This is a genomic window from Sulfitobacter rhodophyticola, assembly GCF_041281685.2.
GTDB lineage: Bacteria > Pseudomonadota > Alphaproteobacteria > Rhodobacterales > Rhodobacteraceae > Sulfitobacter.
The window spans coordinates 886,252-902,640 of record NZ_CP166251.2; the positions used below are offsets into that span (position 1 = coordinate 886,252).

17 protein-coding genes are annotated in these 16,389 nt (G+C 61.8%); 9 read left to right on the forward strand and 8 right to left on the reverse strand.

All coding sequences use genetic code 11. The features are described 5' to 3' along the window. Window positions 1-40: 40 nt before the first annotated feature. Both AB4X18_RS05340 and rsmI read right to left on the reverse strand, forming a co-directional pair. Window positions 41-430: a YraN family protein gene (locus tag AB4X18_RS05340; RefSeq protein WP_370399126.1), complete on the reverse strand. Its 390-nt coding sequence runs from the start codon at window positions 428-430 to the stop codon at window positions 41-43. Next, window positions 430-1,290: a 16S rRNA (cytidine(1402)-2'-O)-methyltransferase gene (rsmI, locus tag AB4X18_RS05345; protein WP_432817409.1), complete on the reverse strand. Its 861-nt coding sequence runs from the start codon at window positions 1,288-1,290 to the stop codon at window positions 430-432. The genes AB4X18_RS05340 and rsmI overlap by 1 nt, the downstream gene beginning before the upstream one ends. A gap of 86 nt (window positions 1,291-1,376) precedes the next feature. On the opposite strand from rsmI, the gene AB4X18_RS05350 reads away from it, so the two are divergent. The 3 genes from AB4X18_RS05350 (at window position 1,377) to murJ (ending at window position 6,960) form a co-directional block, all read left to right on the forward strand. Then, the gene (locus AB4X18_RS05350; RefSeq protein ID WP_432817154.1) at window positions 1,377-2,561 is read left to right on the forward strand and encodes a penicillin-binding protein activator; all 1,185 of its coding nucleotides are present in this window, start codon (window positions 1,377-1,379) and stop codon (window positions 2,559-2,561) included. 1 nt (window position 2,562) lies between these two features. Then, window positions 2,563-5,346 (forward strand): [protein-PII] uridylyltransferase, encoded by a 2,784-nt coding sequence (locus AB4X18_RS05355; RefSeq protein ID WP_432817155.1) that lies wholly within the window; start codon window positions 2,563-2,565, stop codon window positions 5,344-5,346. A gap of 69 nt (window positions 5,347-5,415) precedes the next feature. Beyond that, window positions 5,416-6,960, forward strand: a complete 1,545-nt coding sequence (gene murJ, locus AB4X18_RS05360; protein WP_370399127.1) for a murein biosynthesis integral membrane protein MurJ — start codon at window positions 5,416-5,418, stop codon at window positions 6,958-6,960. Here the strand turns inward: murJ and AB4X18_RS05365 are convergent. Beyond that, a complete protein-coding gene (locus tag AB4X18_RS05365) occupies window positions 6,957-7,643 on the reverse strand; it encodes a rhomboid family intramembrane serine protease (protein WP_432817156.1) in 687 nt (228 codons plus the stop codon). The genes murJ and AB4X18_RS05365 overlap by 4 nt on opposite strands. Before the next feature lie 72 nt (window positions 7,644-7,715). Here AB4X18_RS05365 and trpS point away from each other — a divergent pair, with 72 nt between their 5' ends. Genes trpS through AB4X18_RS05385 form a run of 4 tightly spaced genes read left to right on the forward strand, consistent with a single transcriptional unit; the run spans window position 7,716 to window position 11,136 of the window. After that, window positions 7,716-8,735 (forward strand): tryptophan--tRNA ligase, encoded by a 1,020-nt coding sequence (trpS, locus tag AB4X18_RS05370; RefSeq protein WP_432817157.1) that lies wholly within the window; start codon window positions 7,716-7,718, stop codon window positions 8,733-8,735. Between the two features lie 15 nt (window positions 8,736-8,750). Further along, window positions 8,751-9,857: a class II histone deacetylase gene (locus AB4X18_RS05375; RefSeq protein WP_432817158.1), complete on the forward strand. Its 1,107-nt coding sequence runs from the start codon at window positions 8,751-8,753 to the stop codon at window positions 9,855-9,857. 8 nt (window positions 9,858-9,865) lie between these two features. Further along, on the forward strand, window positions 9,866-10,444 hold the full coding sequence (locus AB4X18_RS05380; RefSeq protein ID WP_432817159.1) for a nitroreductase family protein: 579 nt from the start codon (window positions 9,866-9,868) through the stop codon (window positions 10,442-10,444). Continuing rightward, window positions 10,429-11,136 (forward strand): EI24 domain-containing protein, encoded by a 708-nt coding sequence (locus tag AB4X18_RS05385; RefSeq protein WP_370399129.1) that lies wholly within the window; start codon window positions 10,429-10,431, stop codon window positions 11,134-11,136. The genes AB4X18_RS05380 and AB4X18_RS05385 overlap by 16 nt, the downstream gene beginning before the upstream one ends. Here the strand turns inward: AB4X18_RS05385 and AB4X18_RS05390 are convergent. Next, a complete protein-coding gene (locus AB4X18_RS05390) occupies window positions 11,096-11,389 on the reverse strand; it encodes a DUF1467 family protein (RefSeq protein WP_370399130.1) in 294 nt (97 codons plus the stop codon). The genes AB4X18_RS05385 and AB4X18_RS05390 overlap by 41 nt on opposite strands. 3 nt (window positions 11,390-11,392) lie before the next feature. Continuing rightward, a complete protein-coding gene (mce, locus tag AB4X18_RS05395; RefSeq protein ID WP_370399131.1) occupies window positions 11,393-11,797 on the reverse strand; it encodes a methylmalonyl-CoA epimerase in 405 nt (134 codons plus the stop codon). 130 nt (window positions 11,798-11,927) lie between these two features. Here mce and AB4X18_RS05400 point away from each other — a divergent pair, with 130 nt between their 5' ends. Continuing rightward, window positions 11,928-12,647, forward strand: coding sequence for a response regulator (locus AB4X18_RS05400; protein WP_370399132.1), 720 nt, complete (start codon window positions 11,928-11,930; stop codon window positions 12,645-12,647). A 16-nt stretch (window positions 12,648-12,663) separates the two neighbouring features. Here AB4X18_RS05400 and AB4X18_RS05405 read toward each other — a convergent pair whose 3' ends face one another. Further along, window positions 12,664-13,389 (reverse strand): GNAT family N-acetyltransferase, encoded by a 726-nt coding sequence (locus AB4X18_RS05405; protein ID WP_370399133.1) that lies wholly within the window; start codon window positions 13,387-13,389, stop codon window positions 12,664-12,666. Between the two features lie 171 nt (window positions 13,390-13,560). Between AB4X18_RS05405 and AB4X18_RS05410 the strand changes: the two genes are divergently transcribed. Continuing rightward, the gene (locus tag AB4X18_RS05410) at window positions 13,561-13,737 is read left to right on the forward strand and encodes a hypothetical protein (protein ID WP_370399134.1); all 177 of its coding nucleotides are present in this window, start codon (window positions 13,561-13,563) and stop codon (window positions 13,735-13,737) included. A gap of 7 nt (window positions 13,738-13,744) precedes the next feature. Here AB4X18_RS05410 and AB4X18_RS05415 read toward each other — a convergent pair whose 3' ends face one another. Beyond that, window positions 13,745-14,902 carry a DUF1501 domain-containing protein gene (locus AB4X18_RS05415; protein ID WP_370399135.1) on the reverse strand — a complete coding sequence of 386 codons (1,158 nt, stop codon included), beginning with the start codon at window positions 14,900-14,902 and terminating at the stop codon, window positions 13,745-13,747. 8 nt (window positions 14,903-14,910) lie between these two features. Continuing rightward, window positions 14,911-16,293, reverse strand: a complete 1,383-nt coding sequence (locus AB4X18_RS05420; RefSeq protein WP_432817160.1) for a DUF1800 domain-containing protein — start codon at window positions 16,291-16,293, stop codon at window positions 14,911-14,913. Window positions 16,294-16,389 lie beyond the last annotated feature (96 nt).

Consider the following 16,389-nt stretch of genomic DNA (forward strand, 5'->3'; position numbering starts at 1 on the left):
CCGCTCCTAGATGGCGCAGTGCAGGGACAGGTGCAATGGGTCAGCCGTGGCCGAAAGCGTTTTCGATGATCCGTGTTTCACCGCGGCCATTCACCAGGGCGACGTCAAACCGGACATTGGTCAGACTGCCCGCCGGTTCAGACCCCAAGAATTCTTCGGCGGCACCATACAGCCTGCGCATCTGTCGCGCGGAAAGGCTTTCGGCGGCGCGATCGAAATCGCGGGCCTTCTTTACTTCGACGAATATCAATCCCGCGCCATCGCGCAAGATCAGATCAATTTCCCCTGATTTGCCGCGCCAGCGTTCGCGGGCCAGGGCAAAACCCCGTCGCGCATAATCCTGGGCAATTCTTTTTTCAGCAGCAATTCCAGAATGATAGGCGACATGCCCCCTTTGGCGGCGGTGGTCAGCAACGGCATTCTGCATCATCAATCGTCCTTTTCCAACGCAAGTGCCGCCTGATAAACCTTCCGACGAGGTAACCCATGGGTAACCGACACCGCATCCACCGCATCGCGCATCGACATCTTTTCCAGCGCTTCGTGCAACGCTGACGTTATGTCAATTTCCCTAACAGTTTCTGAACGTCCCCGATCGATCAGGACGACGATTTCCCCCTTTGGCGGCTTTTGTGCATAGCGGTCAGCCAGTTCCGACAACGTGCCGCGCTGCACCTCCTCAAAACGTTTTGTCAACTCGCGACAGACTGCCGCCTGCCGCGTCGTACCGAGAACGTCAGCCGCATCGCGCAGCATCGCACCCAGCCGTTTGGGGGATTCGTAGAACACCACTGTTCCTTCGACTTCGGCCACCCCCTCAAGCGCCCGGCACCGGGCGGCCTTGGCGTTGGGCAGGAAGCCGGCGAAGAAAAACGCGTCAGTCGGCAAGCCGCCCAGCGCCAGCGCTGTCAGCACGGCGGAGGGGCCGGGCGCGCAGGTCAATGGCAGGCCCGCCACACGGGCCGCACGGGCCAGTTCAAATCCGGGGTCCGCAATAAGCGGCATGCCCGCTTCGGACGCATAGGCCACGGATTTGCCGTCGCGCACGGCGGTCAGCAACTGATCCTGCACCCGATCCGCGCTGTGATCATGCAGGGCGATCACCCTTCGATCCCCCAATGGCACGCCGTGGATGTCCATCAGGCGGCGCAGGCTGCGGGTGTCTTCGGCCGCCAGCACATCGGCAGAGGCCAGCACATCCAGCGCCCGCAACGTGATGTCACGCGCCGTGCCGATGGGAACGCCCACAAGGTAGAAACCCGCCGGCAGGGTGGTCTTTTGATAATTCACGCTGGACCCGCCTTTCGCACTCTCTATGATCGCGGCCGAACTGGCGGCGCGGGGGCGCCGTGCCACCACTGGGGGAGTACCTTTAAATGATTGCCTTTTTCGAAGCCCGTCGCAAGTCGCTGCGCCTGTTGCTTTTGCCCTTTTTCGCGCTGTTGCTTGCAGCATGCGAACCCATAGCGATTGGCGGCATCGGCAGTGCCAATGCGCCAAGGATCGATACGTCTGCCCCTGTCCCGGTCGCCTTGCTGGTACCCAGCGGTGGATCCGGTGGTGATGCTTTGCTGGCGCGCAACCTTGAAAACGCCGCGCGTCTGGCGATCCGCGATCTGGACGGCGTTCAGATCGATCTGCGCGTCTATGATACCGCGGGCAATGCCGGCACCGCAGCCAGCGCCGCGGCTCAGGCGGTCGGCGAAGGGGCGAAGATCATTCTTGGCCCGGTTTATGGCGAAGCGGCGAATGCCGCGGGCGTTGCCGTGGCATCACAGGGCGTGAACGTGCTGGCGTTTTCCAACAACCCCTCCATCGCGGGCGGCAACGTTTTCGTCATGGGGCCGACATTCAACAACACTGCAGATCGGCTGGTGGGATATGCCCGCCGCAATGGCCGCGACCGGATCGTGATCCTGCATGCCGATGATGTCGCAGGACAGCTGGGACGCGCCGCCATCGCGCAGGCCGCCGCCAACAACCGCGCCACGATAACAGGTTCGGTCAGCTATGCGCTGAGCCAGGAAGCCGTCACCGCCGCGGTGCCGCAGGTCAGGGCCACGATGCAGCAGACCGGCGCGAACGCGCTTTTCCTCACCACATCCTCCGCCAGTGCGCTTCCGCTTTTCGCACAGCTTCTGCCGGAGGCAGGCGTATCCGCGCCGGCAACCCAGTACATCGGCCTGACACGCTGGGATATTCCGCCGCAGACGCTGCAGCTTCCCGGTGTGCAGGGTGGCTGGTTCGCCCTGCCGGATCCGGGGGCGTCCGACGCTTTCCGCGCACGCTATGCGGCGGCCTATGGCGGCAACCCGCATCCGCTTGCCGGCCTCGCCTTTGACGGCATCGCTGCCATCGGAGCGCTGGCAAAAACGGGCAAATCCGATGCGCTTTCCGCCGGGGCGCTGACACAAAACGCGGGTTTCCGGGGGGCCAGCGGCATCTTCCGCCTGCGTCGCGACGGAACCAACCAGCGCGGCCTTGCGGTCGCCACTGTGCGTGACGGGGGCGTCGCCATCCTTGAAGCGGCGCCATCGGCGTTCGGCGGCGCCGGGTCCTGACTTGACCGAAAGCACGATCACAGAAACGACCACAGGCGCGGCCGCATCGCCGCGCCTGATTGCTGATGCGGCGGAGATATTCGATGCCCCAAGCATTCAGAGCGCATTGGATGATGCCTGCACCGCATCGGGGGACAAGACCCCGAGGGCAGCAGCGGTTGCTGTTCTGAAAGAGGCGCAGATTGCGGCCCGAACCCTGATAGCCGAGCGTTTCTCCGCCCGCCCGTTCGAGGCGCGGCCGATGACACGCTCCTACACCTACCTGACTGATCAACTGGTGCAGATGGCGCTTTACGTGGCTGCCACCCACCTGCATCCCAATCCCAATCCCACCGAAGGGGAACGCCTGTCAGTGATGGCCGTTGGCGGCTATGGCAGGGGGGAAATGGCGCCGTTCTCGGACGTCGATCTGCTGTTTGTGATCCCCTACAAGGTGACCGCCTGGAACGAGAGCGTCATTGAAAGCATGCTCTACATGCTGTGGGACCTGAAGCTGAAGGTGGGCCATGCGACCCGCACCATCAACGAATGCGTGCGTCTGGGCAGCGAAGACTTCACCATTCAGACCGCTTTGCTGGAACAGCGCCATGTCGCAGGCGACACTGACCTTGCCGAAGCCCTGCAAACGACCCTGCGCCGCGACCTTTTTGCGGGGCAGGGGCGCGCCTTCATCGAAGCGAAGCTGGAGGAGCGGGATAACCGCCATATCCGGCAGGGGCAACGCTATGTGGTGGAACCCAACGTGAAAGAGGGCAAAGGCGGGCTGCGTGATCTGCATTCGCTGTTCTGGATCGCCAAACACATCTACGGGGTGGAGCGGGTTTCGGATCTGGTGGAGAAGGACGTTTTTCGCACCGAGGAATATGAAACCTTCCGCGCCGCCGAGGATTTCCTGTGGGCCGTTCGGGGTCATCTGCACCTTCTGACCCGCCGCGCCACCGAGCAGCTGACCTTCGACATGCAGGTGCAGGTGGCTGACGCACTGCAATACGAGGACACGGGCGGGCGGCGCGCGGTTGAGGTGTTCATGCAGGAATTCTTCCGGCACGCCACAGCCGTAGGCGATCTGACCCGGATCTTCCTGACCAACCTCGAAGCGGTGCACCTCAAGGCGGAACCCTTGCTGGAGCGGATATTTCGGCGCAAACCACGGGTGAAAGACGGCTACAAGGTCGTGCATAACCGACTGGCGATTGCGGATGAGGGGCGGTTTCTTTCTGACAACCTCAACCTTCTGCGCATTTTCGAAGAAGCCTTGCGCACAGGCATGTTGATCCACCCAAACGCGATGCGGCTGATCAAGGCCAATCTGCATTTGATCGACGATGACGTGCGCAGTGATCCCGAGGCCACGCGCATTTTTCACGATCTTTTGCTGAAGCACGGCAACCCTGAACGCGCGCTCAGACGGATGAACGAGCTGGGCATGCTCAGCGCCTTCATCCCCGAATTCGAACCCATCGTGGCAATGATGCAGTTCAACATGTACCACAGCTTTACCGTGGATGAGCATACCATCCAGTGCATCGCCAACCTTGCGCGGATCGAACGCGGAGAGCTGGAGGAGGAACTGCCCGTCGCTTCCTCCATTCTGTCACGTGGGGTGAACCGGAAGGTGCTTTATACCGCGTTGCTGTTGCATGACATTGGCAAGGGCAGACCGGAGGACCATTCGATCCTGGGGGCCAAGATGGTGCGCAAGATCGCACCTCGGCTGGGACTCAAGCAGGACGAGGTCGATACGGCGGAATGGCTGGTGCGCTATCACCTTCTGATGTCCGATATGGCCCAAAAGCGAGACATTGCCGACCCGCGCACGGTGCGTGATTTTGCGAAAGCGGTACAGACGGTCAAACGTCTTGATCTGTTGTGCGTGCTGACGGTCTGTGACATCCGCGGCGTGGGTCCGGACACGTGGAACAACTGGAAGGCCGTGCTGATCCGCGCCCTGTACCGCCAGACCGAGCGGGCGCTTGAAACGGGCCTTGAGGACCTGAACCGTGCAAATCGCGGCGTCGAAGCCAAGAAAGCGCTGCGCGAGGCGCTGTCGGACTGGCCGCGCAAGGCGTTGCAGGAAGAAACCGCGCGCCACTATGCCCCCTATTGGCAGGGCCTGCACGTCACGGCCCATGTGGCCTTTGCCAACCTGTTGCGCGACTTCCCCGATGGAGAAATCCGCGTGGACCTGCACCCGGACGAGGACCGCGACGCCACACGCGCCTGTTTCGTGATGGCCGACCATCCCGGCATTTTTTCGCGGCTGGCCGGTGCATTGGCGCTGGTGGGTGCGAACGTGGTCGACGCGCGCAGCTATACCACAAAGGACGGTTACGTCACCGATGCCTTCTGGATACAGGATGCGGAAGGCAACGCGTATGAGGCCGCGCGCCTGCCACGATTACGTCAGATGATCGAAAAGACCCTGCGTGGCGAAGTCGTCACGCGCGACGCGCTGAAAAGCCGTGACAAGGTCAAGAAACGCGAGAAAGCCTTCAAGGTCCCGACACATATCACCTTCGATAACGAAGGATCCGAGATCTATACCATCATTGAAGTGGACACGCGGGACCGTCCCGGACTGCTTTATGATCTGGCGCGGACATTGGCGGATTCGAACGTCTACATCGCGAATGCTGTCATCGCGACCTACGGCGAACAAGTGGTCGATACCTTTTATGTCAAGGACATGTTCGGGCTGAAGTATTATTCCGAAAGCAAGCAAAGCACCCTTGAAAAGCGTCTGCGTGCGGCCATTGCCGAAGGGGTGGAGCGGGCAGAAGGCTGAACCCGCCAATTGCGCGGCCTGCGCGCGCAAGCTAAGGCTACATCCAATGCAGCGCACCAAGGGCCACCGATGAAACCCATTCGCCTCATGACAGGCTTTTTCACCGTCGGTGTGTGGACATTGCTCAGCCGCATCCTTGGTTTTGTGCGCGAAGTGCTGCTGCTGTCGCTGATTGGTCCCGGTCCGGTGATGGACGCCTTCGTGGCGGCGTTCCGGCTGCCCAACATGTTCCGCCGGTTTTTTGCCGAAGGGGCGTTCAACGCCGCCTTCGTGCCGATGTTCGCCAAGAAGCTGGAGGGGGAGGACGGCGCGCAGCGCTTTGCGACCGATGCCTTCAACGGGTTGGCGCTGGTGGTTCTGATCCTGACGGGGCTTGGCATGATTTTCATGCCTGCACTGGTCTGGATCACAGCCGAAGGATTTTCTGGCGACGCGCGCTTTGACTTGACGGTGGGCTACGGGCGCATCGTCTTTCCGTATATCCTGTGCATGTCCCTTGCCGCGCTCTTTTCCGGCATACTGAATGCGACGGGGCGTTTCGCCGTGGCGGCCGCGGCGCCCGTGTTGCTGAACATTTTCGTGATTGCCGCGATGACCTATGCTGCGCTCACGGGCAAGGTCGTGGTCAACTGGCTGGTCTGGGCCATCCCCCTTGCGGGCGCAGCGCAACTGGCGCTGACGTGGAGGGCTGCCGCCAGAGCGGGCTTTGCCCTGCGCCCTGCGCGCCCGCGCTGGACCCGCGACATGCGCGCGATGGTGTTCATCGCCTTGCCTGCCGCCCTTGCATCGGGGGTGATGCAGATCAACCTCGTCGTCGGCCAGCTGGTCGCCAGCCAGTATGAAAGCGCGGTCAGCTGGCTTTTTGCGGCAGACCGCTTGTACCAGTTGCCCTTGGGTGTTGTGGGTATCGCGGTGGGTGTGGTTCTGTTGCCGGATCTGTCGCGCCGCCTGCGGGTGGGCGATACGACGGGCGCGCATCACACGCTGAGCCGGGCCGCCGAAGTGTCGCTGGCGCTGACCATTCCGTCAGCCGTGGCGCTGATGGTTGTGCCCCTTGCCCTTGTGACGGTCCTGTTCGAACGCGGCGCGTCAGACGTAGACGACAGTGCGGCGATTGCCACGGCGGTCACCATATACGGCCTTGGCCTGCCGGCCTTTGTGCTGCAAAAGATCCTGCAACCGGTCTATTTCGCACGCGAAGATACCAAGCGGCCGTTCTATTTCGCGCTGGTTGCCATGGTGGTGAATGCCGCACTTGCCGTGGGTCTGGCCCCGTTTGTCGGCTGGATCGCGCCAGCGCTGGCCACGACGCTGGCGGGCTGGACCATGTTTGCCTGTCTGGCCATCGGCGCACGCCGCTATGGGGACGCCGCACGTTTCGACGCCCGGTTTCACAAGCGCATCTGGCGCATCCTTGCGGCGTCCGTATTGATGGGGGCGGTGCTGATTGGGACCAACGTCATGCTGCAGCCGTTCATCGGGTTGCCGTGGTGGCGGGGCCTTGCGTTGCTGGTGCTGATCGGCGTCGGCGGGGCAAGCTATTTCGGCGTCGGCCAGATGATCGGCGCCTTCAGGATTTCCGAGTTCCGCGCGGCTGTGCGCCGGGGCGCCTAATCCCGCCTGATCCGGTTCTTCAGGCGTGACCATTCCCCCGGTCCCACCACAAAGCTGAGCGCGAAACCACAGACGAACCCAGCCAGATCGGCAACCCAGAGCATGCCGACCGTTATGAATATGCCAAAGACCAATTGCAGGCCCATCAGCACCCCGATCAGCGAAAAGGCCCGTACCTGCGGCGCGCCCTGATGCCCCAGATGCCGCCACATTACATAGGAATAGCCACCAATCAGCCCGAAGACCGCCGGGAAAGCCCCCGTCAGCCAGATCTGTTCATTCAGCAACAGGCCATAGACCAGCGCGCCGAAAATGGCAGAAGCGAAAAACAGAACAAGGAACGCCAACTGTCCCATCACCTCAGCCACCATCTTGCCCAGTGCCAGCAACAGCACCACCGCAAAGATGCCGGACGTGAAAGACTGGTGAATGAAGGGATAGCTGACAAAGCGCACGACGCCTTCCCACGGCCAGACACCCTGCGCCAGCATCTGGTTGAAAACCTGATCGGAGAACCCATAGTCCCTGATCTGCGCCAGCCGCCAGCCAACGGCACCCGGCCCGCCGATCAGGCCCGCCTCCCCCAGTGTCAGGACGGCTTCGACCGCCGCAATAACGAGAAAGACCAGCACCACCGCAGGGGGTATCGGGTTCACGGGGGGTTGGAGGTCTGGGTCTTGCATGGGCGCTCCTTGACGGGGTCTGCGACCACCAGTAAGCCCTGCACACTGCCAAATCCACCCCAGAGGTCTTTCATGTCGCAGACAACCTTCACCCCCCGCGTCTTTTCCGGCATTCAGCCGTCTGGCGGTCTGACGCTGGGCAATTATCTGGGCGCGATCAAACGCTTTGTGTCGATGCAGGAAGAGGATTTTGAGACGATCTACTGCATGGTGGACCTGCACGCGATCACGGCCAAGCTGATTGATCCGTCCGAATTGCGGCACAACACCCGCGAACTGGCCGCAGGCTTCATCGCCTCGGGCATCTCGCCCGACAAATCCATTCTGATCAACCAGTCACAAGTGCCGGAGCACGCACAGCTTGCGTGGATCTTCAACTGCATCGCGCGCATGGGCTGGATGGGGCGGATGACGCAGTGGAAGGACAAGGCGGGCAAGAACGCCGAGGCGGCCTCGCTTGGGCTGTTTGCCTACCCGGCGCTGATGGCGGCGGATATTCTGATTTATCATGCGACCCACGTGCCTGTGGGTGAGGACCAGAAGCAGCATCTTGAACTGACCCGCGACATTGCCGCAAAGTTCAATCATGACTACGGAGAGGAATTCTTTCCCATCACCGAACCGGTGATCGAAGGTGCCGCAACACGGGTGATGTCCCTGCGTGACGGGTCCAAGAAGATGTCGAAGTCGGATCCTTCCGACGCCTCCCGCATCAACATGACCGATGACGCGGATACAATTTCAAGGAAAATCCGCAAGGCCAAGACCGACCCCGACGCGTTGCCCAGCGCACTGGAAGGGCTCGATCACCGCCCCGAGGCGCGCAATCTGGTCAGCATTTATGCCGCATTGAATGATCAGAGCCTTGAAGAGGTCCTCAGGGATGTGGGCGGGCAGCAATTCGGCACCTTCAAACCGGCGCTGGCAGAGCTTGCGGTGGAAAAGCTCGCCCCCATTTCGTCCGAAATGGCGCGGCTGATGGCCGACACGGACGAGATTGACCGCATTCTTGCAAAGGGGGCAGCACAAGCGCGCGAGATCACCGCGCCGATCCTCAAACGCACCTATGACCTTATCGGGATGGTCAGCTAGGAAGGCAGGCGACAGATGGCGACCGGGTTCTATTCGGACGAAAAGTGTTTCTGGCACGCAGGCGGAGATTACGCCCTGACCTTGCCGCTGGGTGGGCTGGTGCAGCCCCTTGCGGCAGGTGGTCTGCCTGAAAGTCCGGAAACCAAACGCCGTCTGAAAAACCTGATGGATGTCACGGGCCTTTTGGGCGAACTTGACTGCCGTACAGCACCCCCCGCGACCCGCGATGATCTGGAACGGGTGCACCCGGCACATTACCTTGACGCTTTCAAAGCCATGTCTGACGATCAGGGTGGTGAGATCGGACATCACGCACCGTTTATCAGGGGCGGATACGAGATTGCCTGCCTGTCGGCCGGGCTGGCCCTCGGGGCCGTTCAGGCGGTGGCACGGGGGGAGTTGGAGAACGCCTATGCGCTCAGCCGTCCGCCCGGCCATCATTGCCTGCCGGATGATCCAAACGGCTTTTGCCTGCTCAACAACATTGCCATTGCCATTGAATCGGCCCGGGCCAAGGGTCTGGCAGAACGGTTTGTCGTGCTCGACTGGGATGTGCACCATGGGAATGGGACCGAAGCGATCTTCTATGACCGCGACGACGTTCTGGCGATCTCCCTGCATCAGGAGAACAATTATCCGCTTGATAGCGGCGCGTTGGACATGCGCGGCCGGGGGGCGGGCGAAGGGTTCAACATCAACCTGCCGATGTATCCCGGATCAGGACACACGGCCTATCTGCACGCCATGGACCGCGTTGTGACCCCGGCAATCGAGGCGTTCAAACCGGATATGATCATCGTCGCCTGCGGCTTTGATGCAGCCATCTTTGACCCGCTCGCGCGGATGCTGGCCACCGTGGAGACCTTCGGTGCGCTCACCGCTCATATCAAGGCGACCGCACAACGGGTGTGCGCGGGCAAACTGGTGCTGGTTCACGAAGGTGGCTATTCTGAAGCCTATGTTCCGTTTTGCGGCCACGCCACCATCGCCACGCTTGCAGGCAGCGCCATCCGCGCCCCTGATCCCCTTGCCGAGGCCGCGATCAAGCGTCAGCCCACCGCCGAGATGGACGCGTTTCTGCGCGCTTCCATTGATCGGATGGCCAGCCAGCTTGGCTTTTGAGGACGCCCATGCCTGACCCCAATCCAGACGCGCTTTCCTTTCTGCAGACCCGACGGTCGCGCCCCGCAAAGACCCTGCGCGCGCCATGGCCCGACCGCGCCGCCCTGGAACCCCTGCTGACCGCGGCGGCCCGCACGCCGGATCATGGCAAGCTGGAGCCGTGGCGTTTCATCGTTCTGGAACAACCCGCGCTTGCCCGTCTGGCGGACGTGGTTCAGGCACGCGGCAAGGCGTTGGGGCTGGATCAGGAGCAGGTTGACAAGGGCCGCGCGCAATATGATCAGGGCGGTCTGGCCGTGGTCGTGATCGAGGTGCAAAAACCATCCGAAAAGATCCCCCCGCTGGAGCAGACCTATTCCGCCGGGGCGGTCTGTCTGGCATTGCTGAACGCAGCACTTGCGGCGGGATGGGGTGCGAATTGGTTAAGTGGTTGGCCCGCACATGACCGTGGCTTCATGCGGGAGGCGCTGGATCTGAAAGACCACGAACGGATTGCGGGACTTATCCACATAGGCACCGAAGGGGCCGTCCCGCCCGAACGCCCCCGCCCTGACATGGACAGCATTACGACATGGCTATCGGCTTGATATTCCGCGCTTTCGGGTTGGCTTTGAGCCAGCTGAGCGATGGCCCGTTCCGGCGGGTGTTCTTCATGGGCATCGCGTTGGCATTGGTGTTGTTGATTGGCGCGACCGCAGGATTCGCATGGTTGATCGAATACATCACCCCGGAAGAAGCATGGCTTCCGATCCTTGGCGAGGTCCGCTGGCTGGATGATCTGTTCTCATGGGGTGCGGTGTTCCTGCTGGCCTTCCTGTCGATCTTCCTGATGGTGCCTGTGGCCTCTGCCATCACGTCGATGTTTCTGGATGATGTGGCCAACGCGGTCGAAGCGGTGCATTACCCGGCACTGCCAGAACCCAAACCGGTGCCATTCAGTGACGCGCTGCGGGATACGGTGAATTTTCTGGGTGTGTTGATTGGCGCAAACCTGCTGGCGTTGATCCTCTATCTGATCTTCAGCCCGCTGGCGCCTTTCATCTTCTGGGGTCTGAACGGGTTTCTGCTGGGTCGGGAATACTTCACCCTTGCCGCCCAGCGCCGGATGGGCCGGGCGGAGGCAAAAGCGCTGCGACGCAAGCACGTCGGCACCATCTGGGTTGCCGGGTGCCTTATGGCAGTTCCGCTGACGGTGCCGTTGCTAAACCTTGTCGTGCCGATCCTCGGCGCGGCGACGTTCACTCACCTATTTCACGGCCTGACCACGCGCCGGCCCTGAACCAGCTTTCCACTGCGTCCACAGTGATCCATCCCGACAGAATGATGCCCGCCGTGATGGCCCAAAGCACCGCCGCGATGAACGTGGTCCACCATGCCTTCCTGCGCAGGTGGTGATGTTCCGGCGCACCGGCATGGGTGCCCGGCACGACGTCCTTCAGGTCCCCCTGTGTCTGGACACGGATGGGCAGTGCGATGAGGAACACCATCGACCAGATCACCGCAAAGAGCACGAGTGCCGAGGTAATGCCCATGACCTACACCTGCTCCAATTCGACAAGTGCGCCGTTGAAATCCTTCGGGTGCAGGAACAGGACAGGCTTGCCATGGGCGCCGATCTTCGGCTCCCCCGTCCCCAGCACCCGTGCACCGGTTGACTTGAGGTGGTCGCGTGCCGCGATAATATCGTCGACCTCGTAGCAGATGTGATGAATGCCGCCCGAAGGGTTCTTGTCCAGAAACCCCCGGATCGGGGAATTGTCGCCCAACGGGTACAACAGTTCGATCTTGGTGTTGGGCAGTTCGATGAAAATCACCGTGACACCATGATCGGGCTCATCCTGCGGCGCACCGACCTGCGCGCCCAGCGCGTTGCGGTATTGATCCGCGGCTGCCTCCAGATCGGGCACAGCAATGGCAACATGGTTCAAACGGCCGATCATCTTTTCTTATCTCCCTGTTGGTCCGGTGTCCCATATGGGATGAATACGGATCAAGAGCAATGCGGCACGTTAACGTCGCATTAGCCATCTGCCCTTAACCATGGTCCCCTAGCCACTTCAGGAGACAGCCATGGACCCCAAAGATCCCCTTGCGGCAAACCTGCCTGCCCCCACCGCCGCGCGGCCCTTGTTGGGCTTGACCGTCCTTGTGGTCGAAGACAGCCGCTTCGCCTGCGAAGCGTTGCGCCTTCTTTGCCTGCGTTCGGGCGCGCGGATCAGGCGCGCCGATTGCCTGCGTTCGGCGCGTCGGCACCTGCGGGTCTATCGGCCGACCGTGGTCATCATGGACCTTGGATTGCCAGACGGCGACGGCTGCCAATTGATCGAAGAATTGACGCAAGCCCAACCGCGGGTTGAGGCGATCCTTGCCATTTCGGGCGATACCGACACGGAAGCCGCGGCGATGGCCGCTGGCGCTGACGGCTTTATGGCAAAACCCATTACGTCGGTTGCGGCCTTTCAGGCGAAACTGCTGGGGCTTTTGCCAGAAGACCGTCGGCCTTTCGGTCCGCGTGAGGTGTCCGATGCTGAAATCTCGCCGGATCGGATCGCATATCTTGATGATATGGCCCATGCCGCAGACATGCTCGACACCACACCTGACGGAAATGCGCTGGACTATGTCGCGCAATTCCTTTCCGGGGTCGCGCGGTCCGCTGAAGATCAACGGATGGAGAGGGCCGCGCAGGCGCTGGCCACCCGACGTGCAGCCGGGCAGTCAGCCAGCTCCGAAACCGCGATCATCGTCGGCATGATCCAGGAACGTCTGGCCCAACGACTGGCCATCTAGGCAGGGACGGGCCGCACTACAAGGCAGGATCCGACGCAACCCGGACAAGCCCGGTCAGATCCCCAAGGCGTTCGCGTTGCCGACCCGCGTCATCGAAGTTCGCCGGGGAAAGCCATGCCTGAAAGGCTTCCTTCAACGCTGGCCATTCCCCATCGATGGCCGCAAACCACGCGGTATCGCGGTTGCGCCCCTTCACCACAACCGCCTGTCGGAAGACGCCTTCGTAACTCAGCCCCAGACGCTGTGCGGCACGGCGGGATGGTTTATTGAGCGCATCACACTTCCATTCATACCGGCGGTAGCCCGCCTCGAAAGACCATTGCATCATCAGGAACATGGCTTCCGTTGCTGCAGGTGTCTGCTGCAATGCGGGGCTGAAATTGATATGCCCCACTTCGATGGAACCTGCCTCCGGCTTGATCCGCAGAAAGCTTGCCACCCCTTCCCACTGCCCGCTTTGAAGGTTGCGCACCGCATAGAAGAACGGGTCCGGCTGGCCTGCATGGTCGCGCACCCAGCGGTGATATTGCGCCGCCGATGAAAAGGGACCGTAGGGCAAGTAGTCCCATACGTGATCTTCGCCTGCGTAGGCCCGAAACAGCAAGGCTGCATGGGTTTCTGCGGACAGGGGCGCAAGTTCCGCGTATTGGCCGCGCAGGGCTGAACCATCTGGCCGCGGTGGCGCTTGCCAGCCCTGCACGACAGGTCCAACCGGACGGTCCGGGGAGGAATAACTGTTCATGGACTGCACGTTAGGCCCAAGCGCCCCTTTCGCCAAGCCAGCAATTGTACCAGTTCACAGGCCCCGAAAGCCAAGAAACCGGCATCCCGTTTGCCAACTTCCGCCATATTCTTCGCCAATCCTACCTTGCGTACCAGTATCCGACCCGCCCTGTGAAAGGATGAGTAACCCGTGCAGAAGTTTCGTGAATTCTTTCGTGAAGACCCAGATGCCATTTCCGTGGACTGGATTGTGCTGAGCGCTTCGATCATCGGCCTGTGCGTCGTGATTGCCGCATCTTTCCAGGCAGGCTCAGACGGATTGGCCGGGCAACTGCTGGGCCAGTTTGCAACAACGAAGCAGCTTTGAATTCCAGTCAGCCCAGTAGTCCGGGATCGCGGCCCATCTGAAGGCCGGGGAAGACTTTCTGCTCAATCGTTGTGCTGTCAAGCCCCGTCGCCGCACGCAAGACCCACCCCACCGGCCCACGGACATCTGCGGTTGGCATAAGATCCCGCCGATCGTAGAGTGCGGCCTCCGCCACACCGGGCCATTGGCCCAGGACCTGCCCACCCCGCAGCGCCCCACCCGCAAACAGCATGACACCCCCGGTCCCGTGGTCAGTGCCCCGCGTGCCGTTGAGCGCTGCTGTGCGGCCAAACTCCGTCATCGCCAGCACGGCGGTCTTTCCCCATATCCCTTCGCCCAACCCGTCGCGCAGTCCCAGAAGCGTCTGCGACAGCGCACGCAGACTGCGTGGCAGGTTGCGGCCCTGCGCGCGATGCGTGTCCCATCCCCCCAGTGAAAAAGCCGCGATACGCGATGGCCCGCGCAGGCGCTTGGCTGCAAAATCCGCAATCTCAAGGTGGGCGCTGCCGCGGCGGGCCCCGCCCGTTCCGATCTGCGACAACATCTGCGCTTCGGCCAGTGCCGCGTGCAGGGGCGCGTCCCGCTCCATCACCAGTTCGGCCAGACGCAGCGCTTGCGGGCTGAGGCCGAGCCTTGCTTTTGGTGTCCAATTGGCCACGGGCGCATCGCCTTCAAGCACGCGCAACTGCGTGGTGCCGATGGCATAGGCCGTCTCCGCCTCCAGTCCCGGCATCTGTTGCAGCAATCTGTTCAGCCAGCCGTCACGCGTCCGCCCATCAAGGGTTTCGGTCCCGGCTTCCAACAGGTCCTGACCATCGAAATGGCTGCGCTTGTCGCGGTAAGGGGTTGAAACCGCATGCATGAAACCCAATTGCCCCGCGCGCCACAGTGGCACCAAGTCACCCAAAGCTGGATGCAGCGCGAAATATCCATCGAGATCTTGCGCATTGGCATTGTCCATATCCGGTCGGAGCGCCGCGAAAGCCGGATCGCCCAGCGGGCGCACCACATCCAAACCGTCCATGCCCCCGCGCAGGATGATCACCACAAGCCGCATGTCCCATGGCGCCTGCGCAAAGGCGACGGGCGTGATCAGGGGGCTGGCGGTCAGCGAACAGCCGATTATCCCTGCTCTTTTCAGGATATCCCGTCTGGAAAGGTCCATATCCGCCCCTACCGTCGCTGCATGGCCGGAGAGGCGAGCACGAGGCCAACCGCAACCGCGCGGTTTTCCGCAGCATTCACCGCGAACGCCAACTCTGGCGGAACCTGCCCACCCAAGGCTTGCACCATGAACGTTTCCGGTTCGGGGAGGGATTGCAACAGCCGTGACGGCGCATGAACGGCCCAGTCCAGCCGCGCCGCAATGCCTTGGGGGGTGATCCAGGCCGCGTCTTCCTCTGGCCAGCCATCCGGTCCGCCGGGTCTGTGATATTGCTGCCCCATCACCGAAAGCGGCAGCTGGAACAGTGTGCGCATATCGCGCGGCTTGAGCGCTTTGAACGCGCTGGCAGGGACCGCAAGCGTTCGCAGTGCGGTGCTGACGTACTCCAGTGGGGGTCGAATGTTAATCGCATCAGGCCGCCAGGCCGCGGGATGGGACAAAAGCGCCGCGTAGACTGCCATCAGGTCGCCATCGCTGTCCAGATACGCGGCTTCCAGATGCTGGATAAGCGCGGCAGGCGGCGCATCGGACAGAAAATGAACCGCCAGCTTGCGCGCCAGGTGCCGCGCCGTTGCTGGATGCCGTGCCAGATCATGCAGTGCCTGATGAATGGGTGCGATCGTGCCCGTGTAGGCATAGGTGACACCCAGAACCGTTTTCGGTCCCGGTTCGACGATGTGCTTGCGGAATTTGAAGCCATAATCCCGCGTTGAGGAAAGCCCGGTCAGAAGATTGGCAAATGCACGGACATCGCGTTGATCGTAGGGGCCATCAACGCCCAGCGTGTGCAGTTCCAGCACCTCCCGCGCAAGGTTTTCGTTCGGACCCCGTTTGCGTTTGCTTTCTTTCGCGGCGGGACTGTTGGCCCCGACAGACGTGTTCTGATCCAGGTAATGCAGCATGAGAGGATGGGTAACGGCGCTGATCAGCAAATCGCCAAATCGCCCTGCGATGAAGGGGCGAACAGCCTCTTCGCCATAGAGCGGCGCCGCCCCTTCCGTCAGGCCGGATTTCCCGACAGCGGTGAAATGATCCGTCCAGAAGGATGCCAGTCTTTCACGGAAAGCCGCGGGCGACTGTATACGGCGAAGCATGGCATGGCTGAACCATTCCAAACGGTCCCACAGCATTTCATTTTCAAGCTGCTTCACCTTGTCCTGCGCCGCTTTGCGTTCGGCCGTGTCCGGGCTTTTGCGTACAAATTGGCGAAAGCGCCGTTTCAACACCAGTTGGTCCTGCAGATGCCGGTACGCGGGCAGAGGATAGCGCGCCCGGGCCGCGTCAGGGCCGGAGATGCCCTTCAACATCTGATCAATCGATGCAGGCGGCGCCACCACGGGTGACAACCCATAGCCAAAGCGGCGTTCAGCAAGGATGGGATCAAAGGACAAATCAGGCGCTCCGCGACACGGGATCGCCTTGCAATCTAATCAACTGCGGCCCGGATTTCACCCCGGGCCGCCCTTCAAATCTTATCCTGCGGAACT